The following is a 21670-nucleotide window of genomic DNA, read 5'->3' on the forward strand; positions in this document are numbered from 1 at the left end:
TACATGAGCGTTTCAGATATGCACCCGATCAAATTAGCTGCTGCCCTGCTGTGTGCCTCCCTCGCCGTTCCGGCCCTGGCGCAAGACGCCAAGCCTGCCGCTGCCAAGCCGGCCGCGCCGGCCGCCAAGCCGGCGGCGCCAGCATCATCGAAGGGCTTCACGCCGCCGGGCCAGTCGGCCAACGCGCCGATCGACGCCATCGCCGTCATCGTCAACGATGAAGTGATCACCCAGCGCGAACTGAACGAGCGCGTGGCCACCATCGTGCAGCGCATGCAGCAGCAGAAAGTGGCGCTGCCCGATGCGGCCGAACTGCGCAAGCAGGTGCTCGAGCGCATGATCGTGGAACGCGCCCAGCTGCAGCTGGCCAAGGAAATGGGCGTGCGGGTGGACGACAATATGCTCGACCGCGCCATCGGCCGCATCGCCGAACAGCAGAAGATGACGGTGCAGCAGCTGCGCAACCAGATGGAAAAGGAAGGCACCACCTTCGCCGCCTTCCGCGAAGAGATCCGCGAAGAGATCACCATGCAGCGCCTGCGCGAGTATGAGGTCGACAACAAGATCAATATCTCGGAAGCGGAAGTGGACAACTTCATCGCTTCGGAAAAGGCCGCCGCCTCCGAGCAGTTCGAATTGAACATCTCGCAGATCATGGTGCGCATTCCGGAAAACGCCGCGCCGGACGTGATTTCGCAGCGCTTGAAGCGCGCCGAGGAAGTGGCGCGCCAGCTGCGCACCGGCGCCGACTTCGCCAAGATGGCCGCCACCTATTCCGACGCCTCGGACGCGCTGCAGGGCGGCGCCGTCGGCTGGCGTCCCAGCAGCGCGCTGCCGCCGCTGTTCGCCGATGCGCTGAACAAGCTCAAGCCGGGCCAGGTCACGCCGATCATCAAGAGCGCGGCCGGCTTCCACATCCTGAAGCTGGTCGACAAGCGCAGCATGGCCGATGCGGCCGCGGCGGAAACCGTGCAGCAGACCCACGTGCGCCACATCCTGCTCAAGATCACGCCGACCATGAGCGCCGCCGACGCCAAGCGCAAGCTGCTGGAACTGAAGGAGCGCCTGGACCACGGCTCGGCCAAGTTCGAAGACCTGGCGCGCCTGTTCTCCAACGACGGTTCGGCCAGCAAGGGCGGCGACCTGGGTTGGCTGTACCCGGGCGACACCGTGCCGGAAATGGAGCAGGCCATGAATGCGCTGAAGGTCGGCCAGGTATCGGAACCGGTGGAAACCTCCTTCGGCTACCACCTGATCGAAGTGCTCGAGCGCAAGACCGACGACGTCTCGAAAGAGAAGCAGCGCGCCGCCGCCCGCAACGCACTGCGCGAGCGCAAGCTGGTGGAAGCGGTGGAAGACTGGCAGCGTGAAGTGCGCGACCGCGCCTACGTCGAATTCCGCGACGAATCGCTGAAATAAGCAGGCGGGGGACACCATGAGCGCCAACCTGCAAGCACGGCGCCCAGGTGTGCGCCCCGTTATTGCCATCACCACCGGCGAGCCGGCCGGCATCGGCCCGGAAATCGCCATCCGCGCGGCGTGGGCCATGCGGCACCGGGTCAACGCGGTGCTGGTGGGCGACGCCGCCTTCCTGGCCATGACCGCGGCCGAAATCGACCCCGCGATCCGCATCAGCGCCGTCACCACCATGGCTGCGCGCAACGCCGGCCTGCCGCACTTCGGCGCCGACCGCCTGTGCGCCCTGGACATCCCGCTCGGCGCCCACGTGCAGCCGGGCGTGCTCGATAAGGAAAACGGCCGCTATGTGCTGGCCACGCTGGACGCCGCCATCGAAGGCATCAAGGCCGGCTGGTTCGAGGCGGTGGCCACCGCGCCGGTGCAGAAATCCACCATCAACGACGCCGGCGTGCCGTTCTCCGGCCACACCGAATATTTTGCCGAGCAGACCGGCACGGCGCGCGTGGTGATGATGCTGGCCGGCCAGCCGCACACCGAAGGCTCGGCCCATCTGCGCGTCGCCCTGGCCACCACCCACCTGCCGCTGAAGGACGTCGGCGCCGCCATCACCCGGGACGGCCTGGGCCAGACGCTCGACATCATTGACGCCGACCTGCGCGCCAAATTCGGCATCGCCGCCCCGCGCATCCTAGTGGCCGGCCTCAATCCCCACGCCGGCGAAAACGGCTACCTGGGGCGCGAGGAAATCGACACCATCATCCCGGCGCTGGAGGCGGCGCGCGCGCGCGGCATCGACGCCCGCGGCCCCTATCCGGCCGACACCCTGTTCCAGCCCAAATACCTGAAAGACGCCGACTGCGTGCTGGCCATGTACCACGACCAGGGCCTGCCCGTGCTGAAATACGCCACCTTCGGCCAGGGCGTCAACATCACCCTCGGCCTGCCGCTGATCCGCACCTCGGTCGACCACGGCACCGCCCTCGACCTGGCCGCGCAAGGCCTGGGCCGCGCCGACTGCTCCAGCATGCAGGCCGCCCTGGCCGCCGCGCTGCAGATGGCGCAAGCAAGTCAATAAGAAAGAACAAACATGAAACACGTAGCCCGCAAACGCTTCGGCCAGAACTTCCTGCAGGACGACCGCGTCCTGGGCGACATCATCGACAGCATCGCCCCGGCCGCCGGCGACACCATGGTGGAAATCGGCCCCGGCCTGGCCGCCATGACCGACCTGCTGCTCAAGTCCCTGCCGCACATGCACGTGGTGGAACTGGACCGCGACCTGGTGGCGCGCCTGGAAAGGCGCTACCCGCGCGAAAAGCTCACCATCCACGCCGGCGACGCCCTGAAATTCGACTTTGGCTACATCCCGGTACCGGAAGGAAAAAAGCTGCGCGTGGTGGGCAACCTGCCGTATAACATTTCCTCGCCGCTGCTGTTCCACCTGGCCGAATTCGCGCCCATCGTGCAGGACCAGCACTTCATGCTGCAAAAGGAAGTGGTCGAGCGCATGGTGGCCGAACCGGGCACCAAGGCCTACAGCCGCCTGTCGGTGATGCTGCAATGGCGCTACCGCATGGCCCTGCTGTTCATCGTGCCGCCGGACGCCTTCGATCCGCCGCCGAAGGTCGACTCGGCCATCGTGCGCATGATCCCGATCGAAAAGCCGCTGCCGTGCGACCCGGCGCGCCTGGAAGCGGTGGTGCAGAAAGCCTTCTCCCAGCGCCGCAAGGTGATCCGCAACTGCGTGGCCGGCATGTTCACCGAAGAGCAGCTGATCGCCGCCGGCATCAATCCGCAAGACCGGCCGGAAGCGGTACCGGTCGAATCCTACGTCGCCCTCGCCAACCTGCCCGTTTAACGCGCAAAAAAAAGCCCGCTCGGGAGCGGGCTAAATCCATTTCAATTAAGAAGTGGAGGAGACGGGATTGATTATGCTGCGTCGCGGCATATTGTTCCAATTTATTTTTGGAATTCCAGTCATTCCATTTGCTTATATCACGGCGTGCAGTCGACGACCGGGCTGGTGACGTTGGCGTCGCCCATCACGCCGCTGGCGTTGCTGATGGTGCAGCTCTGGCCGGTCGGCTGGGTAAACACCGTCAGGCCGTAGGCGGTGCCGACCGGCAGCGAGCCGGGCATGGTGAAGGTGGGCGAGCCCTTGGCGACGGTCAGGCTGCCGTTGGCGCCGTTGACGATCACCAGGCCGTCGGTGGTCAGGTTCTTGATCGTGCCGCCCAGGGTGTAGGAATTTTGCGAGCAGCTGATCGCCACGTTGATGACGGTGGTGTGGCCGGCCGATCCGGTCGGGTTGACCACGGTGCAGGTCATGTGCGCCGGCTGGCTCTTGATGGAGACGTTGTATTCGGTGCCGTAGCTGATGCTGTTGGGGAAGCTGAAGCTGGTGGCGCCGGCGGCGACCGGCAGGTCGTTGCCGCCATCCAGTTGCAAGACCAGGCCCTGGTTGCTCAAGCCGCTGAGCGTGCCGCCCACCACGAACTGGGCCTTGCCGCCGCAACCGGCTACGGTGGCGGCCAGCAGGGCCGCGCCGAGGAGTTGTACTTTCATCTTGTTTCCTAAATTATTTGACGCAGGTTACGACGATGTCGAGAGTCCTTGGGTCTGGCAGGTTGTATTGCGGCATTTTGCCGGTTCCGTTGGCCACGGTGCAGTCCTGGGTGATGGTGGCGCCGGTGTTCGGGTCGACCCGGGTCGGCGGCGCCAATACGGTGACGCCATAAACGCTGCCGTTGCCCACGGGGTCGGTGAATTGCCAGGTGGTGGCGCCTTGTGGCACGGATACGGTCACGGAGCCGTTGTTGAGCACCAGGCCGGTACCGTTCAGGCCGTTGATCTTGCCGCCCAGGATGTAGGGCACGGGCACGCAGGTGACCGTGGTTTGCAGGTAGGTGTAGATATTGATCTTGCCGGTGTTGTTGGCCGGGGTGCAGACCACGCCGTCGGGCTGGGTCTTGACCGTGACGTTGAAGCTGGCGTCCGGCGCCAGCAGGGTGGCGAAGAAGGCATTGCCGGTGCCGGCCACGGTCAGGTCGTCGCCGCCATTGTTTTGCAGCACCAGGCCGGTGCGGTCCAGGCCGAATACCTGGACGCCCAGGTTCATGCTGCCGTTGCCCTTGCCGCCGCAGGCGGCCAGGCCGGCGGCGCACAGCAGGGCGGCGGCGGCGCTCAGGTACTTACTCTTCATTGCATTCTCCACGTCGGTTTGACCAAATCGGCGCCTATTTTAGTGCATTTGCCACTTCTTTAGCCGGTTTGCCATGCTTTTCCCTTGTAACAGCTTGCAACCGGGCGGAGTACAATGCGCCCATGAAGCCGAAAGCCATCCTGTTTGACCTGGACGATACCCTGTGGCCGATCGCGCCCGTCATCGCCGAGGCGGAATTGACGCTGCACGCCTGGCTGGCGGCCCACGCACCGAAAGTGGCGGCGCAGTGGTCGGTGGCGGCCTTGCGCGCCCACCGCGCCGAGCTGGCGGCGGCCCGGCCGGAATTGCTGGTCGACCTGGCGGCGCTGCGCCGCGCCAGCCTGCAGGCGGCGTTTGCGCAGGCGGGCGAGGATGCGGCCCATGTCGAGGGCGCCATGGCGCACTTTTTCGCGGCGCGCAATGCGGTCACGCCCTATGATGATGTGCTGCCGGGCTTGCTCAAGCTGCGCCAGCATGTGCAGCTGGGCACGATTTCCAATGGCAATGCCGACCTGGAAGTGATCGGCCTGGCCCACCATTTCGAGGTGTCGCTGGCGGCGGCCCGTTTCGGCGCGCTCAAGCCCCACCCGGGCATCTTCCGCGCCGCCTGCGAGGCGCTGGGCGTGGCGCCGGCCGATGCGGTCTATGTCGGCGACGACCTGGCGCTGGACGTGGCGGGGGCGCAGGCGGCCGGCCTGCGGGCGGTGTGGATGAACCGGCATGGCGGCGCGCTGCCGGACGGGGCGGCCGTGCCGGATGCGGTGTGCGCGACGCTTGATGAATTGCTTGCGTGGCTGGAACAACAGTTGGCAGAATAAGCGTATGCATCTCGATCTTCGTGCCCAAACCCTGCTCAAAGCCCTGGTGGAACGGTATATCGCCGACGGCCAGCCGGTCGGCTCGCGCGCCCTGTCCAAGATTTCCGGCCTGGAGCTGTCGCCGGCCACCATCCGCAACATCATGGCCGACCTGGAGGAGCAGGGCTATGTGGCCAGCCCGCATACCTCGGCGGGCCGGGTGCCGACGCCGCGCGGCTACCGCATCTTCGTCGATACCCTGCTGACGGTGCAGCATATCGACGAGAGCGCGGTGCAGGCGCGCCTGCAGGCTGCCTCGCCGCAGCCGCAGAAGCTGATTGCCAATGCAGCGCAGATGCTGTCGTCGCTGACCCAGTTCGCCGGGGTGGTGCTGGCGCCGCGCCATGAGTCGGTGTTCCAGCAGATCGAGTTCCTGCGCCTGGGCGAGAAGCGGGTGCTCTTGGTGATCGTGGCGCCGTCGGGCGATGTGCAGAACCGCATCCTCTTGACCGATGTCGATTACACGCCGGCCCAGCTGCAGCAGTCGGCCAACTTCATCAACCAGCATTATTCCGGGCTGTCCTTCGAGGACGTGCGCGGGCGCCTGCAGCACGAGCTGCGCCAGCTGCGCGACGATATGGGGCGCTTGATGCAGGCGGCGGTGGAGGCGGGCTCGCAGGCCATGGCGGAATCGGCCGAGGACATGGTCATCGCGGGCGAGCGCAACCTGCTGTCGGTGGCGGATTTGTCGTCGAATATGAGCTCGCTGCGGGCGATGTTCGATCTGTTCGAGCAGAAGACGGGGCTGATGCAGCTGTTGGACGTGTCGTCCAAGGCTTCCGGGGTGCAGATTTTTATCGGCGGCGAGTCGCAGCTGGTGCCGATGGATGAAATGAGCGTGGTCACCGCGCCCTATGAGGCGAACGGCAAGATCGTGGGCACGCTGGGGGTGATCGGGCCGACCCGCATGGCCTATGAGCGGGTGATCCCGATTGTGGACATTACGTCGCGGCTGCTGTCGAATGCTTTAAGCAACCACTAGAGGCGAAAAAAAGGGGACGTAACACATTTCCGCGCGCGGAAATGTGTTACGTCCCCTTTTTTTCGTCTTTAGTGCTTGTGCGGGCACTGCACCTTGGTGCAGCTGCCGTAAATCGCCAGCGCGTGCTCGGCGATCTTGAAGCCGCGCTCGGCGGCAATGCTTTGTTGCCGCTTTTCAATTTCCTCGTCGACGAATTCTTCCACCCGGCCGCAGTCCAGGCACACCAGGTGGTCGTGGTGCGAGCCTTCGTTGAGCTCGAAGATCGCCTTGCCGCTTTCGAAGTGGTTGCGGTTGAGGAGGCCGGCTTGCTCGAACTGGGTCAGCACGCGGTACACCGTGGCCAGGCCGACGTCCATATTCTCGGCCAGCAGCAGCTTGTACACGTCTTCCGCCGTCAAATGGCGCACGGGGCTGCTCTGGAAAATGTCGAGGATCTTCAGGCGCGGCAAGGTAGCCTTCAGGCCGGACGCCTTCAGGTCGGTTGGGCTGTTACTCATGTTTGCTAACGTCAGTTGCGGGAAGTGCTTTATGATATAGCGTTTTAGGCACTTCTGCTCACGGAATTGAGGTTTCATAATATGCGCTTGACCCCGCTGTCTTTGTTGCAACGTAGCATCCCGCTGCTGGCTGCCTCCCTCTTGGCCGCCTGCGCCAGCGCCCCGGCGCCCGTGGCTCCGGTCGATGCTGCGCAGGGCGCCCAGACCACCCAGATCACCCAGGTCCAGAAGTTCCTGTGGTTCTTCTCGCCTTACCGTCCCGATATCCAGCAGGGCAATTTCGTCTCCAAGGAAATGCTGGCCCAGCTGAAGCCGGGCATGACCAAGGACCAGGTCAAGTTCCTGATGGGGACGCCGCTCATGGCGGACGTGTTCCACGGCCAGCGCTGGGATTACCCGTTCCGCCTGGCCAAGGGCAACGGCGAGCTGACCACCAGCGTGGTGGTGGTGTACTTCGACAAGGACGGCAAGGTGGAGCGCTTCGAAGGCGGCGACCTGCCAAGCGAACGCGACTACATTGCGCGCATCGCCGGCCCGCTCAAGGATTTCAAGGAAGCCGAGGACGTCAAGTCGAACCTGAAGGCCGGCAAGGCACCGCTGCCGGGCGGCCAGGAATCGGGCCAGAAGCAATAAAGGATAGAAGATGAAGCAATTGAATATCGCCATCGCCGGCGCCAGCGGCCGCATGGGCCATATGCTGATCGAGGCGGTGCAAAAGCTGCCCGGGGCGCGCCTGTCCGGCGCCCTGGACCGCGAAGGCGCGCCGGCGCTGGGCAGCGATGCCGCGGCTTTCACCGGCCAGCTCTCCGGCGTGGCCATCACCTCCGACTTCGCCACCGGCCTGGCCGGCGCCGACGTGCTGATCGACTTCACCCGCCCGGAAGGCACCCTGGCCCACCTGGCTTACTGCGCCGGGCACGGCGTGAAGATGGTGATCGGCACCACCGGCTTCGACGAGGCGGGCAAGGCCGCCATCGCGGCGGCGGCCGAGCAGACCGCCATCGTGTTCGCGCCGAACATGAGCGTGGGCGTGAACGTCACGCTCAAGCTGCTGGAATTCGCGGCCAAGCAGTTCGACATCGGCTACGACATCGAGATCATCGAGGCGCACCACCGCCACAAGGTCGATGCGCCGTCCGGCACTGCGCTGAAGATGGGCGAGGTGATCGCCGGCGCCCTGGGGCGCGACCTGAAGGAATGCGGCGTGTTCGCGCGCGAAGGCGTGACCGGCCCGCGCGATCCGTCCTCGATCGGCTTTGCCACCGTGCGCGGCGGCGACATCATCGGCGACCATACCGTGATGTTCGCCACCGAGGGCGAACGCATCGAGATCAGCCACAAGTCGTCGTCGCGCCAGCATTACGCCAACGGCTCGCTGCGCGCGGCGCAGTTCCTGGCCGATAAGAAGACCGGCTTGTACGATATGTACGACGTGCTGGGCCTGAACGGCTGATGGAGCACTTTACCTTCGCCAGCTACTGGCAGCGCGGCGACGCGCTGTCGCATGCCGTGGCCTACCTGCTGCTGGCGATGTCGCTGGCGTCCTGGTTCTTCATCCTGTGGAAGGGCTGGGCGTCCTGGCGCATCCGGCGCGCGGCGCCGGTGGTGCAGGCGTTCTGGGATGCGCCGACGGTGGCCGACGGCGTGGCCCTAATGGGGGCGCGCGACCGCGAAGGCGTTTTCGCCGCCGTGGCGCAGGCCGGCGCCGGCCAGCTGGCGCACGCCAAGGCCGGCAGCATCGCGGCCGAAATGGGGCGCGGCGAGCAGGCCACGCGCGTGCTGCGCGACGCCATCCACGTCTCGACCACGCGTCTGGAGTCGGGCTTGACGCTGCTGGCGTCGATCGCTTCCACCGCGCCTTTCGTTGGCTTGCTGGGCACCGTGTGGGGCATCTACCATGCGCTGGCGGCAGTGTCGGCGCAGGGCACGGTGCAGATCGACAAGGTGGCCGGTCCGGTGGGCGAGGCCCTGATCATGACCGGCGTCGGCCTGACGGTGGCGATTCCGGCGGTGCTGGCGTATAACGGCTTTAACCGCGTCAACCGCATCACGCTGTCCGAGCTGGACGCGTTTGCGCACGATTTGCACGCTTACCTGACCAGGGGCTGAGCGCATGGCTTTCGGCTCCTTCAACCATCACCGGCAGAAGGAATCCATGGCGGACATCAACGTCACGCCGATGGTGGACGTGATGCTGGTGCTGCTGGTGATCTTCATCCTCAGCGCGCCGATGTTTACCAATGCGGTGCAGCTGGAGCTGCCCAAGGCGCAGGCCAAGGCCGTGCAGCAGGAGGCCGAAACGGTGACGCTGGCCATCGATGCGGCCGGTACGGTGTACTGGAATAACGATGCCTTGCAGGCGGGCGAGCTGGAACAGCGCCTGGCTGAGGCGGCGGCCCTGCCGCAGCAGCCGGATCTGCAGCTGCGCGCGGATAAGGATACCCGCTATGAAGTGGTGGCGCAGGTGATGGCGGCGGCACAGTCGCATGGCCTGACCCGTCTTGGGTTTGTCACCGATCCGAAGGAAAAGAAATAATGGCGATTGCCACTTTGAACGGCGCCGCGATCGGCGATGAAGCTGCGTTCCATGCGGCGTGCCAGGCGGAACTGGGATTCCCGTCGGGGTATAGCGGCACGATCGACGCCTGGGTTGATTGCCTGTCCTACCTGCGCGACGACGATAATATGACGCGCTTCAAGCTCAAGCCCAATGAGGTGCTGGAGATCGTGATTACGGATGCGAAGAAGATGCCGGCTGATTTGCTGGAGGAGATTAGCTTCTGCGTGGGCGGGATCAACGAGCGCTACGAGGATTACGGCGAGAAGCCGGCGTTGAAGCTGACGCTCCGCTAAACCCGCTAAACCCGCTAAACCCGGTAAACCAGGGTCAGACCCGAGCCGGATGGCCGTCCCGTCTGACCCTGTCTGCTCTTCGGCCTGCGGCTTCGATCGGTCGGGTCGGACCCTTGGGTCTGACCTGGATTTACCGGGTTTGTTCGCCCGGCGCCAGCGTCAACACATCAAACCCGGTCGCGGTGACCGCCACCATATGCTCCCACTGCGCCGACAATGAGCGATCGGCCGTCACCACCGTCCACCCATCGGGCAGCGCGCGCGTGGCATGCTTGCCGGCGTTGATCATCGGCTCGATGGTGAACACCATGCCCGGCTCCAGCAGCAAGCCAGTGCCCGGGCGGCCGTAATGCAGCACCTGCGGATCTTCGTGGTACACCATGCCGATGCCGTGGCCGCAATAATCGCGCACCACACTGTAGCCGGCCGCCTCGGCCAGCTTCTGGATCGCATGGCCAACGTCGCCCAGCCGGTTGCCCGGCTTGACCGCGCGGATGCCGGCCCACATCGCGTCATACGTCACTTCGCACAGCTTCTGCGCCGCCTTTGACGGCGTGCCGACGTAGTACATGCGGCTGGTGTCGCCAAACCACTCGTCCTTGATGACGGCGACGTCAATGTTGATGATGTCGCCGTCTTTCAAAATCTTCTTCGGGGTCGGGATGCCGTGGCACACCACCTCGTTGACCGAGGTGCAGACGGTGCCGGTAAAGCCGCCATAGCCGACGTTGGCCGGGATGACTTTCTGGGTGTTGACGATGTAGTCGTTGCACAGCTGGTCCAGCTGGGCGGTGGAGACGCCCGGCTTGACGTGCGCTGCGATGAAGGTCAGGACGTCGGCCGCCAGCTGGCCGGCCACGCGGGCCAGTTCGACCTGGTCGGGCGTCTTGATCAGGATGGATTTGTTATTGCGTTTGCGCATAGGGGGTGCATGGTATCACGCGACCCTGGCCCTGTCGAAATGCGGGTTTTCAATCAGGCCCAGCAGGTTGCCGAAGGGATCGGCCAGTTCGACGACGAGGATGCCTTCGCCCACTTCCTGGATCTCCGAGTGAGTGCTTGCTCCGAGCTTGACGATGCGTTTGACTTCCTTGGCGATGTCGTCCACGCCCCAGTAGGCCTGGACGCCGTGCTTGACGGGTTTGCCATCGGGTACCAGGCCCAGCTCGAAGCCGCCGATTTCAAAGCCGACGTAGAAAGGCTGGTCGAAGTAGGGCTTGGTCTGGAAGACCTTGCTGTACCAGGCCTTGCCGGCTTCCAGGTCGGGGGTAGGGTAGATGGCGGTGCGCAAGCCTTTGATCATGGTGTTCTCCTCTTGGTTGGTATCGAATGGCTGCATCTTGCCATGGTGGGCAACGCGGCGATTGGAAAAATGGAAACTAGTCGAGCAGCAGGTCTTCTGACCGGCGGCAGGCAAGCCGACGCTCTGCGGCGTCCGGCCTCAGTTTGGGCGCATGCAGCGGGCCGTCCGGCAAGGAACGCGCCGGCACTTCCGCGCCGACAGTCGGCGACGGCAGTTCGACAGGGGCCGGCGGCCTTGCGCGGCCCTCGTCGCGGCGCGCCTCGGCTTCTTGTTCGCAACGCAGGCGGAACGCTTCCGTTCGGAAGCGGCATCTGCACATAGGCCACGTTCCAGGCATTGCGCGCAGAGCCCAGGGTTGATTGCACAAACCGGTTCGGCGAGGTCGTCATGCAATCATGGACGAGGTCGTCCCCAACAATGGCGCCGTAGCGCGTCATGCGGTGGTTTGATACGCGCAGCCGGGTGCCGTCGGGCAGGAACAGCTTCTTCCAGAAGTAGCCGCGCTGGCCTTGCGGCTTGGCGAGCTTACGCTGGCGTTCAAGCCATTCGCAAATGGCGAGCTCAGCCAGATCGGCTGGGTTGAACTCGCACTCCTGCTCTTCCTGGAAGTCGAGCATGGCGCGCAGCGTTTTGCTGGAGATGGCGATACAGACGTTCGTTGGCATGATTCCCTCCGTCGCGAGAAAGTGCGATTTTTGCCTTGAATTGGCCTGACCACACTTCTATTTCGTGCGATTTTTCGGCCTTTTTTGCGATTTTTTCTTTGGACCGCTAAAAATCGCAAAAGTTCCCCAGAAATCGCACGAAATAGAAGAGTGGTCAGGCCAATTCAGGCCAAAAATCGCACTTTCTCGCGACAGGGTGTGGCGGACTAACGGCTACCCAGATGAGCGTCAGGGGAGGCGCCGGTAAAATCCTGGAAGTCGCGGATGAGGTGGGATTGGTCGAAATAGCCGCTGTCGAGGGCCAGGGTGGCCCAGTCGTGGCCGTGCGAAGCAGGGGCGGCGGTGGCTGCTGCAAGCGCAGCGGCGCGGGCGCTGCGGAAGCGGCAGATGCGGGCGAACAGCTTGGGCGACAGGCCGACGTGGTTGCGGAACTGGGTGGCGAGGTATTGGCGCGAGACGCCTAGCGTGTCGGCCAGGGTTGCGACGCGCAAAGCGCCGCCGCTGGCCTCCAGCTCGGCGACTGCGCGCAAGGCGAGAAGCTGGCCGGCCGGCGCGGCGGCGGCAAGGCGGGCGGCGGCCGTTGCCACGTCGCGTCCTACGCGGGAGGCGAGGGCAGTGGCGGCGCGGGCGCCAGGTGCAGCAAGCGCAAGGCGGGCATAAAGCGCTTCGGTCAGTAGCGCCAGGCGCTCGGCATCGCTGCGAGCAACTGACCACAGCGCGTCGCCCAGGCGGTCAGCAGTGGCGCGGCCCCAGAGCAAATCGAGATCAGCGCGTTCATCGGTCAGCCCGGCCAGCGGCACTGGACCCAGGAACAGGCTGGCCGCGCCAGGGCGGAAACGCACCGCCACCGTGCGCACGGGGCGTGCCGCCGGCACGTCAAACCAGGTGCTCATCATGCCGACAAAGAAGGCCTCCCCACTGTCCTGCCACAGGATATCGGTGCAATTGTCCGGCAGCACGCGCTTCGACAGCGGCGCCGCCGGGGAAGGCGCGGCAGGCGCCTCGGACAGCCACAGGCAGTCCACCAGCCCGGCCAGCCCGGGAGGGGGCGGAAATTCCTGATATCTCATTCTGACGCGCCGCACCAATGCATTGTTATAATGAAGGGTTCATATCCACCAATTTTAGTGCGCTCCATCATGCAAGAAAAATATAGTCCAGCAGACGTTGAAAAAGCCGCCCAATCGCACTGGAAGGCGATCGACGCCTACAAAGCCGTCGAAAACGACCCGCGTTTCCCAAAAGGCAAGTATTACGCCTGCTCGATGCTGCCTTACCCATCGGGCAAGCTGCATATGGGCCACGTGCGCAACTATACAATCAATGACGTGATGTACCGCTACCTGCGGATGAACGGCTACAACGTGCTGATGCCGATGGGCTGGGACGCCTTCGGCATGCCGGCCGAAAACGCCGCAATGGCCAACAATGTGCCGCCGGCGCAGTGGACTTACTCCAACATCGCCCACATGAAGGAGCAGATGGAGTCGATGGGCCTGGCGATCGACTGGTCGCGCGAAATGGCCGCCTGCAAGCCTGAGTACTACAAGTGGAACCAGTGGATGTTCCTGAAGATGCTGGAGAAAGGCATCATCTACCAGAAGACCGGCACCGTGAACTGGGACCCGGTGGACCAGACCGTGCTGGCCAACGAGCAGGTGGTGGACGGCAAGGGCTGGCGTTCGGGCGCGCTGATCGAAAAGCGCGAAATCCCGATGTACTACATCCGCATCACCGACTACGCCGAAGAGCTGCTGGACTACGTCGACCACAAGCTGCCCGGCTGGCCTGAGCGCGTGCGCATCATGCAGTCGAACTGGATCGGCAAGTCGACCGGCGTGCGCTTCGCCTTCCCGCACCAGATCAAGGGCAACGACGGCCAGTTGATCAACGACGGCAAGCTGTACGTGTTCACCACCCGTCCCGACACCGTGATGGGCGTGACCTTCTGCGCCGTGGCCGCCGAGCACCCGCTGGCCGCCCACGCCGCGCAGGACAAGCCGGACCTGCAAGCCTTCATCGCCGAATGCAAGATGGGCTCCGTGATCGAAGCCGATATGGCGACGATGGAGAAGAAAGGCATGCCGACCGGCCTGTTCGTCACCCACCCGCTGACCGGTGAACAAGTCGAAGTCTGGATCGGCAACTACGTCCTCATGACTTACGGCGACGGCGCCGTGATGGGCGTGCCGGCACACGACGAGCGCGACTTCGCCTTCGCCAAAAAATACAAGCTGCCGATCAAGCAAGTGATCGCCGCCGAAGGCCAGTCGTATTCCGACGACGCCTGGCAGGAATGGTACGGCGACAAGGCGGTCTCGGTAGTCACCAACTCCGGCAAGTACGACGGCCTGCGCTACAACGAAGCGCTGGAAGCCATCGCCGCCGACCTGGCCGCCAAGGGCCTGGGCGAGAAGAAGACCACCTTCCGCCTGCGCGACTGGGGCATTTCGCGCCAGCGCTACTGGGGCACCCCGATCCCGATGATCCACTGCGACAGCTGCGGCAGCGTGCCGGTGCCTGAAAAAGACCTGCCGGTGGTGCTGCCGGAAGACTGCGTGCCGGACGGCAGCGGCAACCCGCTGAACAAGCACGAAGCCTTCCTCAAGTGCGACTGCCCGACATGCGGCAAGCCGGCGCGCCGCGAGACCGACACCATGGACACCTTCGTCGACTCGTGCTGGTACTACATGCGCTATACCTCGCCAGGTTCCGACCAGGCCATGATCGACCAGCGCAACGACTACTGGATGCCGATGGACCAGTACATCGGCGGCATCGAGCACGCCGTGCTGCACCTCCTGTACGCGCGCTTCTGGACCAAGGTGATGCGCGACTTCGGCCTGGTGAAGTTCGACGAGCCGTTCACCAACCTGCTGACCCAGGGCATGGTGCTGAACGAGACCTACTACCGCGAGGAAGCCTCCGGCAAGAAGCACTGGTTCAACCCGGACGACGTGACCCTGACCACCGACGACCGCGGCCGCCCGGTATCGGCCGTGCTCAAAGCCGACGGCCAGCCGGTCAGCCTGGGCGGCATCGAGAAGATGTCCAAGTCCAAGAACAACGGCATCGACCCGCAAGTGCAGATCGAGCAGTACGGCGCCGACACCGCGCGCCTGTTCACCATGTTCGCTTCGCCGCCGGAGCAGACCCTGGAATGGTCCGGCTCCGGCGTGGAAGGCGCCAACCGCTACCTGAAACGCGTGTGGAACTTCGGCTTCGCCCAGCGCGATGCGATCCGCGCCGCCGGCTCGCCGCTGGCCGCCGCCGCGTCCACCGACGACGGCAAGGCGCTGCGCCGCGAAGTGCACAAGGTGCTGCAGCAGGCCGACTACGACATCAAGCGCATCCAGTACAACACCGTGGTGTCGGCCTGCATGAAGATGCTCAACACCCTGGAATCGGCCAAAGGCGTCGAGCCGGCCGTGCTGTCCGAAGGCTACGCCATCTTCCTGCGCCTCTTGAATCCGGTGGCGCCGCACATCACCCACGTGCTGTGGCAGGAGATGGGCTATGCTGGCGACATCCTCGACGCAGCCTGGCCGCAGGTCGACCCGGCCGCGCTGGAGCAGTCCGAAATCGAGCTGATGATCCAGGTGAACGGCAAGCTGCGCGGCGCGGTGAAAGTGCCGAAGGCCGCCGACAAGGCCGCCATCGAAGCCGCCGCCCTGGCCGAGGAAAGCGTGCAGAAGTTCCTCGAAGGCACGCCGAAGAAGGTCATCGTGGTACCGGGCAAGCTGGTTAACATTGTGGTGTAAGGCAAAGATGACGACGACTCTCACCTCCCGCGGCGCAACGCGCCGCGCCATGCTGGCTGCAGCCGCCTTCGGCGTGGCCGTGCTGGCCACCGGCTGCGGCTTCCACCTGCGCGGCTCGGGCGGCAGCTACACGCTGCCTTTCGACGCGCTGTACGTGGGCTTGCCGGAGTCGTCGCCGCTGGCGATCGACTTGAAGCGCAATATCCGCGCCAACGGCCACACCGCGGTCGCCGCCAGCGCCAAGGAAGCGGACGGCATCATCGAAGTGCTGACCAATCCGGAAAAGACGCGCACCAAGACCATCCTGTCGCTCAACAGCAATGGCCGCGTGCGCGAATACCTCTTAAGCTACAACATCCTGTTCCGCGTCACCGACGGCAAGGGCAAGGAACTGCTGGCGCCGACCCAGATCACGCTGGGCCGCCCGATCAACTTCGATGAATCGCAGCTGCTGGCGAAAGAGCAGGAGGAAGCCCTGCTGTACAAGGACATGCAGACCGACCTGGTGCAGCAGATGATGCGCCGCATGGCCGCCATCAAGATCGGCGCCCCGGCCCCGGCGCCTACCCCGTCCGGCGTGCTGCCCGGCGTGCTGGTCGCGCCGGACGCCACGCGCTAAGAGGCCGCCATGCAGTTGCGCGCCGACGCCCTGGACGGCCACGTCGCCAAGACGCTGGCCCCGCTGTATGTGATCACCAGCGACGAGCACTTGCTGGCGCTGGAGGCGGCCGACAAGATCCGGCGCGCCGCGCGCGCCCAGGGCTACTCCGAGCGCGAAGTGCTCACCGTCGAGCGCAGCTTCAAGTGGGGCGAACTCTTGGCCGCCAACCAGGCCATGAGCCTGTTCGGCGACAAGAAGCTGATCGAGCTGCGCATCCCGTCCGGCAAGCCGGGCAAGGATGGCGGCGCGGCGCTGCAGGCTTACGCGAAAGACCTGTCGCCCGACAACCTCACGCTGATCACCCTGCCCAAGCTGGACTGGCAGACGCAGAAGGCGGCGTGGGTGGCGGCCTTGCAGCAGGCCGCCGTGTACATCGACATCCCGAACATCGAGCGCAATGCGCTGCCGGGATGGATCGCCAGCCGCCTCGCCGCACAAGGGCAGAGCGCGGAGCGCGCCAGCCTGGACTTCATCGCCGACCGCGTCGAAGGCAACCTGCTGGCGGCACACCAGGAAATCCAGAAACTCGGCCTGCTGCACGAGCCGGGCAAGCTGGCCCACGAGCAGGTGCAGGACGCCGTGCTCAATGTGGCGCGCTACGACGTGTTCAAGCTGTCCGAAGCCATGCTCTCCGGCGACACCGCGCGCCTGATCCGCATGCTGGAAGGCTTGAAGGGCGAAGGCGAAGCGCTGCCGCTGGTGCTGTGGGCCGTCTCCGAAGAAATCCGCACGCTGCTAAAATTAAAGGCAGGCATGGCCCAGGGCCGTCCGCTGCCGGCGCTCCTGAAGGAATACCGCATCTGGGGCCCGCGCGAACGGCTGATGGAGCCGGCGCTGCGCCGCATCGCGCTGCCCACCCTGGAGGCGGCGATGCAGCAGGCCGCCCAGGTCGACCGCATGGTCAAGGGCTTGCGCGCCAAGGCGTTCGCCGGCGACCAGTGGGACGCCATGCTGCAGCTGGCACTGAAAGTCGCAAAAGGTTAATGAGTATGGACATCAAGCAGTATATGGAAGACATCGGGCGCCGCGCCCGCGCCGCCTCGCGCGGCATGGCGCGCGCCGACAGCGCGACGCGCAACCGCGCGCTCGAATTGATCGCCGCCGCCATCGAGCGCGAAGCGCCTGCGCTGCGCGCCGCCAACGAGCAGGACCTGGCCGCCGCGCGCGCCGCCGGCCTGGCGCCCGCCATGCTGGACCGCCTGGCGCTGACCAACAAGGCGATTGCGACCATGGTGGAAGGCCTGCGCCAGATCGTCTCGCTGCCGGACCCGGTGGGCGAAATCTCCAACGTGAAGATCCGCCCGTCCGGCATCCAGGTCGGCCAGATGCGCGTGCCGCTGGGCGTGATCGGCATCATCTACGAAGCGCGTCCCAACGTGACGGTCGACGCGGCCGGCCTGTGCATCAAGAGCGGCAACGCCACCATCCTGCGCGGCGGCTCGGAAGCGATCCACTGCAACCGCGCCCTGGCCAAGCTGGTGGCCGAAGGGCTGCGCGGCGCCGGCCTGCCGGCCGACGCGGTGCAGGTAGTCGACACCACCGACCGCGCCGCCGTCGGCGCCCTGATCACCATGCCGCAATTCGTGGACGTGATCGTGCCGCGCGGCGGCAAGGGCCTGATCGCGCGCCTGATGGCAGAAGCCACGGTGCCGATGATCAAGCACCTGGACGGCATCTGCCACGTCTATATCGACGCCAAGGCCGACCTGGCCAAGGCGCTGGACATCGGCTTCAACGCCAAGTGCCACCGCTACGGCACCTGCAACACCATGGAAACGCTGCTGGTCGCGCGCCCGATCGCCGCCGCAGTGCTGCCGCAGCTGGCAGCGCGCTACCTGAGCGAAGCGGTCGAACTGCGCGCCGACGCGGAAAGCTACGCCATCCTGGCCGCCGCCGGCTACCCGCACCTGGCGCACGCCACCGAGGAAGACTGGGCCACGGAATACCTGGCGCCGGTGCTGGCCGTGCGCGTGGTGGACGGGCTGGACGCCGCCATCGAGCATTGCAACACCTGGTCGTCCAAGCACACCGAAGCCATCGTCACCGAAGACTACACGGCCGCCATGCGCTTCCTGCGCGAAGTCGATTCCTCGTCGGTGATGATCAACGCCTCGACCCGTTTTGCGGACGGCTTCGAATACGGGCTGGGCGCCGAGATCGGCATTTCCAACGACAAGCTGCACGCACGCGGACCGGTCGGGCTGGAAGGCCTGACTTCCCTCAAATACGTCGTGTTCGGGCACGGCGAGATCAGAAAGTGACCTGAATGCTCTGGATTAAAGCGCTGCATATCGTCTTCATCGTCTCCTGGATGTCGGGGCTGTTCTACTTGCCGCGCATCTTCGTCAACCTGGCGATGGACACGTCGGGCCCGAGCACCGAGCGGCTGCTGCTGATGGCGCGCAAGCTGTACCGCTTCACCACTTTCCTGGCGCTGCCGGCGGTGCTGCTCGGCATCTGGCTGGCGGTGCTGCAATATGGCGCGAAGATGCCGCTCTGGCTGCATGCCAAGCTGTTCGTGGTGTTGCTGGTGATCGGCTACCACCACGCCTGCGGCTCGCTCTTGAAGAAGTTCGAACGCGGCGCCAATCGCCGCGGACACGTGTTTTACCGGTGGTTCAATGAAGTGCCGGTGCTGCTGCTGCTGGCGATCGTGATTCTGGTGGTCGTCAAGCCTTTCTAAAACCCGGTAAACCTGGGTCAGACCCGAGGGTCAGACCCAGTCGGCGCAACGGCCACTGGCTTCGGCACACCGGGGGTCTGACCCTTGGGTCTGACCCCGAAGTACCGGGTTTGATTTTTACAACGGATAAAGGGTCCCCCAAATGCCATCCTATTTCTGCCCATGCCCGCGCGGCCTGGAAGCCGCCCTGGCGGAAGAACTGACCGAAATCGCGGCCATGAGCCCGACCATGAAGGTCCACAACCAGGTGCCAGGCGGCGTGCACGCCTCCGGCGACCTGTACGACGCCTACCGCATCAACCTGCACTCGCGCATCGCCTCGCGCGTGCTGATGCGCATGGGCGTATGCCACTACCAGAACGAAAACGACATCTACGACCTGGTGCTGGGCCAGCCGTGGGAAGAATGGTTCGGCGTGCACCACACCATCCGCGTCGACGTCACCGCCATCAAGTCGCCGCTGAAATCGCTGGAATTCACCACGCTGAAGATCAAGGACGCCGTCTGCGACCGCTTCCGCGACATGTACGGCAAGCGCCCCTCGGTCAACACGCGCGAACCGGACATGCGCATCTTCGGCTTCCTCGACCAGCGCCAGTTCATGGTCTACCTCGACACCTCGGGCGAAGCGCTGTTCAAGCGCGGCTGGCGCAGCGAGACCGGCGACGCCCCGCTGCGTGAAAACCTGGCCGCCGGCCTGCTGCGCGTGTCCGGCTGGAAGCCCGGCGTGCCCCTGTTCGACCCGATGTGCGGCTCCGGCACCATCCTGTGCGAAGCGGCGCAGATGGTGCAGGGCATCCCGCCCGGTGCGCGGCGCCGCTTCGCCTTCGAGAAATTCCACGACTTCGATCCCGAACCGTGGCAGAAGATGAAGGCCGACTTCAAACCCAACCCGCTGCCGACCGAACCGACGATTTTCGGCTCCGATATTTCCGGCGACATGGTGGCGATGGCGCGCCACAACCTGAAGAGCGCCGGCATCCTGTTCGAGGTGCCGCTCAAGCAGATCGAAGCGCAGCAGGTGCAGGCGCCGAGCGCCACGCCGGGCATCCTGCTGACCAACCCGCCGTACGGCGAGCGGATCGGCGTGCGCGGCGACGCCAGCCTGGAAGAGGACGAGCTGGCGAAGAGTTTCTACAGCGCGTTCTCGACCACGCTCAAGCAGCGCTTCAGCGGCTGGACCGCCTACCTGTTCACGGCCGACCTGGGCCTGCCGAAAATGCTGCGCCTGAAGGAATCGCGCAAGACCCCGTTCTTCAACGGCGCGCTCGAATGCCGCCTGTTCCGGTTTGACATGGTGGCGGGCTTCAACCGCAAGCCGCAAGCGGACACCCCAGCGAGCGAGTAAGGCTGGATCGGCGTAGAATGCTTCGATGCTTTCTACGCCGACGCCCCCGCCCCCTCCCGACGCTCCCGCCAAGATCCCCGAGCCGGAGGCGCCGCACCGCAGGCCGCTGGGCCCGGGCGCACTGGCGGCAGTCCTTGCCAGCCTGTCGATGCTGGGCCCGTTCTCGATCGACGCCTACCTCCCCGCCTTCCCGAATATCCAGGCGACGCTGCATGCGACGCCGATCGAAGTGCAGCAATCGCTGACCGCCTACATGCTGGCCTTTGCCGGCATGGTGCTGTGGCATGGCGCGCTGTCGGACGCCTTCGGCCGGCGCAATGTGATCCTGGTGTCGCTGGTGGCCTTCCTGCTTGGCACGGTGGGCTGCGCCGCCGCGCACTCGGTGCAGTACCTGTGGTTCTTCCGCGTGCTGCAGGGGGTCTCGGCCGGCGCCGGCGTGGTGGTCGGGCGCGCCATCATCCGCGACCTGTACGCCGATGCCGCCGCCGCGCGGCTGCTGTCGATGGTGACCATGATCTTCTCCATCGCGCCCGCCGTGGCGCCGGTGCTGGGCGGCTTCATCGTCAAGTACTCGGACTGGCGCACCATCTTCCTCTCGCTGGCCGGCTATACGGTGTGCCTGTTCATCGTCTGCTACCGCCGCCTGCCCGACACGCTGCCGCGCGAGAAGCGGCAGCCGTTCAACCCGCGCTACCTGTGGCGCAACTACAAGTCCATCCTCGCCTCGCCGCTGTTCCATTTGAAGACAGGCGTGGTGGCGTTCAACTTCGCCGGCCTGTTCCTGTACATCACGGCGGCGCCGGTCGCGCTGCCGACCCAGCTGCACCTGGGCCCCGAGCAATTCGCCTGGCTGTTCGTGCCGGCCGTGTCGGGCATCTTCCTCGGCGCGCTGGCCGCCAACCGCATCGCCGGCAAGACCAGTTTCGCGCGCCAGATCGGCTTCGGCTTCTGCTTCCTGATCACGGCCGCCACGGTCAACGTGGCCTACCACCTGCTGGCCGCGCCCGCGCTGCCGTGGAGCGTGCTGCCGCTGTTCTTCTACACCTTCGGCATGTCGCTGGCGGCGCCGGCCGCCACCTTGCTGGCGCTGGACCTGTTCCCCCACATCCGCGGCACGGTCGCCTCGGTGCAATCGTTCGCCACCACCCTGCTGGGGGCGCTGGTGGCCGGCGTGTTGGCGCCGCTGGCTTCACATTCGCTATCATGGCTGGCGTGCGGCCAGCTGGCACTGACCGTCACCGCACTGTGCTTGTGGTTGACGGCGCGCGCGCTACGGCGCAAGATAGTGCCTATTTGAAAATATTGTTGGTATAAAGTAAATAACTACTAATAGTGTAGCTCTTTCTACACAAATGCAACTTATTGCCGCCAGAAATTTGTATTGCTGCTAAGTTATAGTATATTTATGCCAATTTGCCAGTGGATTGCAAGCAGGAACA

The 21670-nt window shown here is 65.0% G+C and carries 24 protein-coding genes; 17 read left to right on the forward strand and 7 right to left on the reverse strand.

The genetic code is table 11. The annotated features are described in order from the left end of the window. Positions 1 to 3 precede the first annotated feature (3 nt). The 3 genes from GM658_RS17530 to rsmA are packed head-to-tail and all read left to right on the forward strand — an operon-like array spanning position 4 to position 3277. A complete protein-coding gene (locus GM658_RS17530; RefSeq protein ID WP_229416956.1) occupies positions 4 to 1419 on the forward strand; it encodes a peptidylprolyl isomerase in 1416 nt (471 codons plus the stop codon). A gap of 16 nt (positions 1420 to 1435) precedes the next feature. Further along, a complete protein-coding gene (gene pdxA, locus GM658_RS17535) occupies positions 1436 to 2494 on the forward strand; it encodes a 4-hydroxythreonine-4-phosphate dehydrogenase PdxA (RefSeq protein WP_155455344.1) in 1059 nt (352 codons plus the stop codon). A 12-nt stretch (positions 2495 to 2506) separates the two neighbouring features. Next, positions 2507 to 3277 carry a 16S rRNA (adenine(1518)-N(6)/adenine(1519)-N(6))-dimethyltransferase RsmA gene (gene rsmA / locus GM658_RS17540; protein WP_155455345.1) on the forward strand — a complete coding sequence of 257 codons (771 nt, stop codon included), beginning with the start codon at positions 2507 to 2509 and terminating at the stop codon, positions 3275 to 3277. A gap of 137 nt (positions 3278 to 3414) precedes the next feature. Here rsmA and GM658_RS17545 read toward each other — a convergent pair whose 3' ends face one another. Beyond that, complete coding sequence (locus GM658_RS17545; protein ID WP_155455346.1) at positions 3415 to 3984, reverse strand: hypothetical protein; 570 nt, start codon at positions 3982 to 3984, stop codon at positions 3415 to 3417. 13 nt (positions 3985 to 3997) lie between these two features. Next, positions 3998 to 4621: a hypothetical protein gene (locus GM658_RS17550; protein WP_155455347.1), complete on the reverse strand. Its 624-nt coding sequence runs from the start codon at positions 4619 to 4621 to the stop codon at positions 3998 to 4000. 122 nt (positions 4622 to 4743) lie between these two features. Here GM658_RS17550 and GM658_RS17555 point away from each other — a divergent pair, with 122 nt between their 5' ends. Both GM658_RS17555 and hrcA read left to right on the forward strand, forming a co-directional pair. Next, positions 4744 to 5439 carry an HAD family hydrolase gene (locus tag GM658_RS17555; protein ID WP_155455348.1) on the forward strand — a complete coding sequence of 232 codons (696 nt, stop codon included), beginning with the start codon at positions 4744 to 4746 and terminating at the stop codon, positions 5437 to 5439. Positions 5440 to 5443: 4 nt separating this feature from the next. Beyond that, positions 5444 to 6460 carry a heat-inducible transcriptional repressor HrcA gene (gene hrcA, locus GM658_RS17560; RefSeq protein ID WP_155455349.1) on the forward strand — a complete coding sequence of 339 codons (1017 nt, stop codon included), beginning with the start codon at positions 5444 to 5446 and terminating at the stop codon, positions 6458 to 6460. Positions 6461 to 6528: 68 nt separating this feature from the next. On the opposite strand, the gene fur is transcribed toward hrcA, so the two are convergent. Beyond that, the gene (fur, locus tag GM658_RS17565; protein ID WP_155455350.1) at positions 6529 to 6957 is read right to left on the reverse strand and encodes a ferric iron uptake transcriptional regulator; all 429 of its coding nucleotides are present in this window, start codon (positions 6955 to 6957) and stop codon (positions 6529 to 6531) included. A gap of 105 nt (positions 6958 to 7062) precedes the next feature. Here fur and GM658_RS17570 point away from each other — a divergent pair, with 105 nt between their 5' ends. Genes GM658_RS17570 through GM658_RS17590 form a run of 5 tightly spaced genes read left to right on the forward strand, consistent with a single transcriptional unit; the run spans position 7063 to position 9810 of the window. After that, positions 7063 to 7590, forward strand: a complete 528-nt coding sequence (locus GM658_RS17570) for an outer membrane protein assembly factor BamE (protein ID WP_308612981.1) — start codon at positions 7063 to 7065, stop codon at positions 7588 to 7590. Between the two features lie 10 nt (positions 7591 to 7600). Then, positions 7601 to 8410, forward strand: a complete 810-nt coding sequence (dapB, locus tag GM658_RS17575; RefSeq protein WP_155455352.1) for a 4-hydroxy-tetrahydrodipicolinate reductase — start codon at positions 7601 to 7603, stop codon at positions 8408 to 8410. Then, complete coding sequence (locus GM658_RS17580; RefSeq protein ID WP_155455353.1) at positions 8410 to 9066, forward strand: MotA/TolQ/ExbB proton channel family protein; 657 nt, start codon at positions 8410 to 8412, stop codon at positions 9064 to 9066. Before dapB ends, GM658_RS17580 begins: the two co-directional genes overlap by 1 nt. Positions 9067 to 9070: 4 nt before the next feature. Further along, positions 9071 to 9493, forward strand: coding sequence for an ExbD/TolR family protein (locus tag GM658_RS17585; RefSeq protein ID WP_155455354.1), 423 nt, complete (start codon positions 9071 to 9073; stop codon positions 9491 to 9493). Further along, positions 9493 to 9810 carry a barstar family protein gene (locus GM658_RS17590; protein ID WP_155455355.1) on the forward strand — a complete coding sequence of 106 codons (318 nt, stop codon included), beginning with the start codon at positions 9493 to 9495 and terminating at the stop codon, positions 9808 to 9810. The genes GM658_RS17585 and GM658_RS17590 overlap by 1 nt, the downstream gene beginning before the upstream one ends. 130 nt (positions 9811 to 9940) lie before the next feature. Here GM658_RS17590 and map read toward each other — a convergent pair whose 3' ends face one another. From map to GM658_RS17610, 4 genes are all read right to left on the reverse strand, one after another. Beyond that, the gene (gene map / locus GM658_RS17595) at positions 9941 to 10732 is read right to left on the reverse strand and encodes a type I methionyl aminopeptidase (protein ID WP_155455356.1); all 792 of its coding nucleotides are present in this window, start codon (positions 10730 to 10732) and stop codon (positions 9941 to 9943) included. A 15-nt stretch (positions 10733 to 10747) separates the two neighbouring features. Beyond that, positions 10748 to 11113 (reverse strand): VOC family protein, encoded by a 366-nt coding sequence (locus GM658_RS17600; RefSeq protein ID WP_155455357.1) that lies wholly within the window; start codon positions 11111 to 11113, stop codon positions 10748 to 10750. Beyond that, a complete protein-coding gene (locus GM658_RS17605; RefSeq protein ID WP_155455358.1) occupies positions 11110 to 11778 on the reverse strand; it encodes a hypothetical protein in 669 nt (222 codons plus the stop codon). The genes GM658_RS17600 and GM658_RS17605 overlap by 4 nt, the downstream gene beginning before the upstream one ends. Positions 11779 to 11984: 206 nt before the next feature. Next, the gene (locus GM658_RS17610) at positions 11985 to 12848 is read right to left on the reverse strand and encodes a helix-turn-helix domain-containing protein (RefSeq protein WP_155455359.1); all 864 of its coding nucleotides are present in this window, start codon (positions 12846 to 12848) and stop codon (positions 11985 to 11987) included. Between the two features lie 69 nt (positions 12849 to 12917). Here GM658_RS17610 and leuS point away from each other — a divergent pair, with 69 nt between their 5' ends. From leuS to GM658_RS17645, 7 genes are all read left to right on the forward strand, one after another. Further along, positions 12918 to 15539, forward strand: coding sequence for a leucine--tRNA ligase (gene leuS / locus GM658_RS17615; protein WP_155455360.1), 2622 nt, complete (start codon positions 12918 to 12920; stop codon positions 15537 to 15539). Positions 15540 to 15546: 7 nt separating this feature from the next. Continuing rightward, positions 15547 to 16158, forward strand: a complete 612-nt coding sequence (locus GM658_RS17620; RefSeq protein ID WP_371865147.1) for an LPS-assembly lipoprotein LptE — start codon at positions 15547 to 15549, stop codon at positions 16156 to 16158. Between the two features lie 9 nt (positions 16159 to 16167). After that, a complete protein-coding gene (holA, locus tag GM658_RS17625; protein ID WP_155455361.1) occupies positions 16168 to 17184 on the forward strand; it encodes a DNA polymerase III subunit delta in 1017 nt (338 codons plus the stop codon). A gap of 5 nt (positions 17185 to 17189) precedes the next feature. Beyond that, the gene (locus tag GM658_RS17630) at positions 17190 to 18461 is read left to right on the forward strand and encodes a glutamate-5-semialdehyde dehydrogenase (protein ID WP_155455362.1); all 1272 of its coding nucleotides are present in this window, start codon (positions 17190 to 17192) and stop codon (positions 18459 to 18461) included. Between the two features lie 5 nt (positions 18462 to 18466). Further along, positions 18467 to 18883, forward strand: coding sequence for a CopD family protein (locus tag GM658_RS17635; RefSeq protein ID WP_155455363.1), 417 nt, complete (start codon positions 18467 to 18469; stop codon positions 18881 to 18883). A 142-nt stretch (positions 18884 to 19025) separates the two neighbouring features. After that, the gene (locus GM658_RS17640; RefSeq protein WP_229416957.1) at positions 19026 to 20231 is read left to right on the forward strand and encodes a THUMP domain-containing class I SAM-dependent RNA methyltransferase; all 1206 of its coding nucleotides are present in this window, start codon (positions 19026 to 19028) and stop codon (positions 20229 to 20231) included. A gap of 25 nt (positions 20232 to 20256) precedes the next feature. Next, complete coding sequence (locus tag GM658_RS17645; protein WP_155455364.1) at positions 20257 to 21528, forward strand: multidrug effflux MFS transporter; 1272 nt, start codon at positions 20257 to 20259, stop codon at positions 21526 to 21528. The last annotated feature ends 142 nt before the right edge of the window (positions 21529 to 21670 follow it).

The organism is Massilia eburnea, from assembly GCF_009720745.1.
Lineage (GTDB): Bacteria > Pseudomonadota > Gammaproteobacteria > Burkholderiales > Burkholderiaceae_D > Rugamonas > Rugamonas eburnea.

Bases quoted from the DNA above. Each gene is read 5' to 3' on its own strand.
- GM658_RS17635 (WP_155455363.1), top strand. From the start codon at position 18,467: ATGCTCTGGATTAAAGCGCTGCATATCGTCTTCATCGTCTCCTGGATG.
- GM658_RS17620 (WP_371865147.1), top strand. From the start codon at position 15,547: ATGACGACGACTCTCACCTCCCGCGGCGCAACGCGCCGCGCCATGCTG.
- GM658_RS17645 (WP_155455364.1), top strand. From the start codon at position 20,257: ATGCTTTCTACGCCGACGCCCCCGCCCCCTCCCGACGCTCCCGCCAAG.
- GM658_RS17530 (WP_229416956.1), top strand. From the start codon at position 4: ATGAGCGTTTCAGATATGCACCCGATCAAATTAGCTGCTGCCCTGCTG.
- map (WP_155455356.1), bottom strand. From the start codon at position 10,732: ATGCGCAAACGCAATAACAAATCCATCCTGATCAAGACGCCCGACCAG.
- GM658_RS17545 (WP_155455346.1), bottom strand. From the start codon at position 3,984: ATGAAAGTACAACTCCTCGGCGCGGCCCTGCTGGCCGCCACCGTAGCC.
- GM658_RS17590 (WP_155455355.1), top strand. From the start codon at position 9,493: ATGGCGATTGCCACTTTGAACGGCGCCGCGATCGGCGATGAAGCTGCG.
- GM658_RS17610 (WP_155455359.1), bottom strand. From the start codon at position 12,848: ATGAGATATCAGGAATTTCCGCCCCCTCCCGGGCTGGCCGGGCTGGTG.
- GM658_RS17585 (WP_155455354.1), top strand. From the start codon at position 9,071: ATGGCTTTCGGCTCCTTCAACCATCACCGGCAGAAGGAATCCATGGCG.
- dapB (WP_155455352.1), top strand. From the start codon at position 7,601: ATGAAGCAATTGAATATCGCCATCGCCGGCGCCAGCGGCCGCATGGGC.
- hrcA (WP_155455349.1), top strand. From the start codon at position 5,444: ATGCATCTCGATCTTCGTGCCCAAACCCTGCTCAAAGCCCTGGTGGAA.
- rsmA (WP_155455345.1), top strand. From the start codon at position 2,507: ATGAAACACGTAGCCCGCAAACGCTTCGGCCAGAACTTCCTGCAGGAC.
- pdxA (WP_155455344.1), top strand. From the start codon at position 1,436: ATGAGCGCCAACCTGCAAGCACGGCGCCCAGGTGTGCGCCCCGTTATT.
- GM658_RS17555 (WP_155455348.1), top strand. From the start codon at position 4,744: ATGAAGCCGAAAGCCATCCTGTTTGACCTGGACGATACCCTGTGGCCG.
- GM658_RS17550 (WP_155455347.1), bottom strand. From the start codon at position 4,621: ATGAAGAGTAAGTACCTGAGCGCCGCCGCCGCCCTGCTGTGCGCCGCC.
- GM658_RS17580 (WP_155455353.1), top strand. From the start codon at position 8,410: ATGGAGCACTTTACCTTCGCCAGCTACTGGCAGCGCGGCGACGCGCTG.
- fur (WP_155455350.1), bottom strand. From the start codon at position 6,957: ATGAGTAACAGCCCAACCGACCTGAAGGCGTCCGGCCTGAAGGCTACC.
- GM658_RS17630 (WP_155455362.1), top strand. From the start codon at position 17,190: ATGGACATCAAGCAGTATATGGAAGACATCGGGCGCCGCGCCCGCGCC.
- GM658_RS17605 (WP_155455358.1), bottom strand. From the start codon at position 11,778: ATGCCAACGAACGTCTGTATCGCCATCTCCAGCAAAACGCTGCGCGCC.
- GM658_RS17600 (WP_155455357.1), bottom strand. From the start codon at position 11,113: ATGATCAAAGGCTTGCGCACCGCCATCTACCCTACCCCCGACCTGGAA.
- holA (WP_155455361.1), top strand. From the start codon at position 16,168: ATGCAGTTGCGCGCCGACGCCCTGGACGGCCACGTCGCCAAGACGCTG.
- leuS (WP_155455360.1), top strand. From the start codon at position 12,918: ATGCAAGAAAAATATAGTCCAGCAGACGTTGAAAAAGCCGCCCAATCG.
- GM658_RS17640 (WP_229416957.1), top strand. From the start codon at position 19,026: ATGCCATCCTATTTCTGCCCATGCCCGCGCGGCCTGGAAGCCGCCCTG.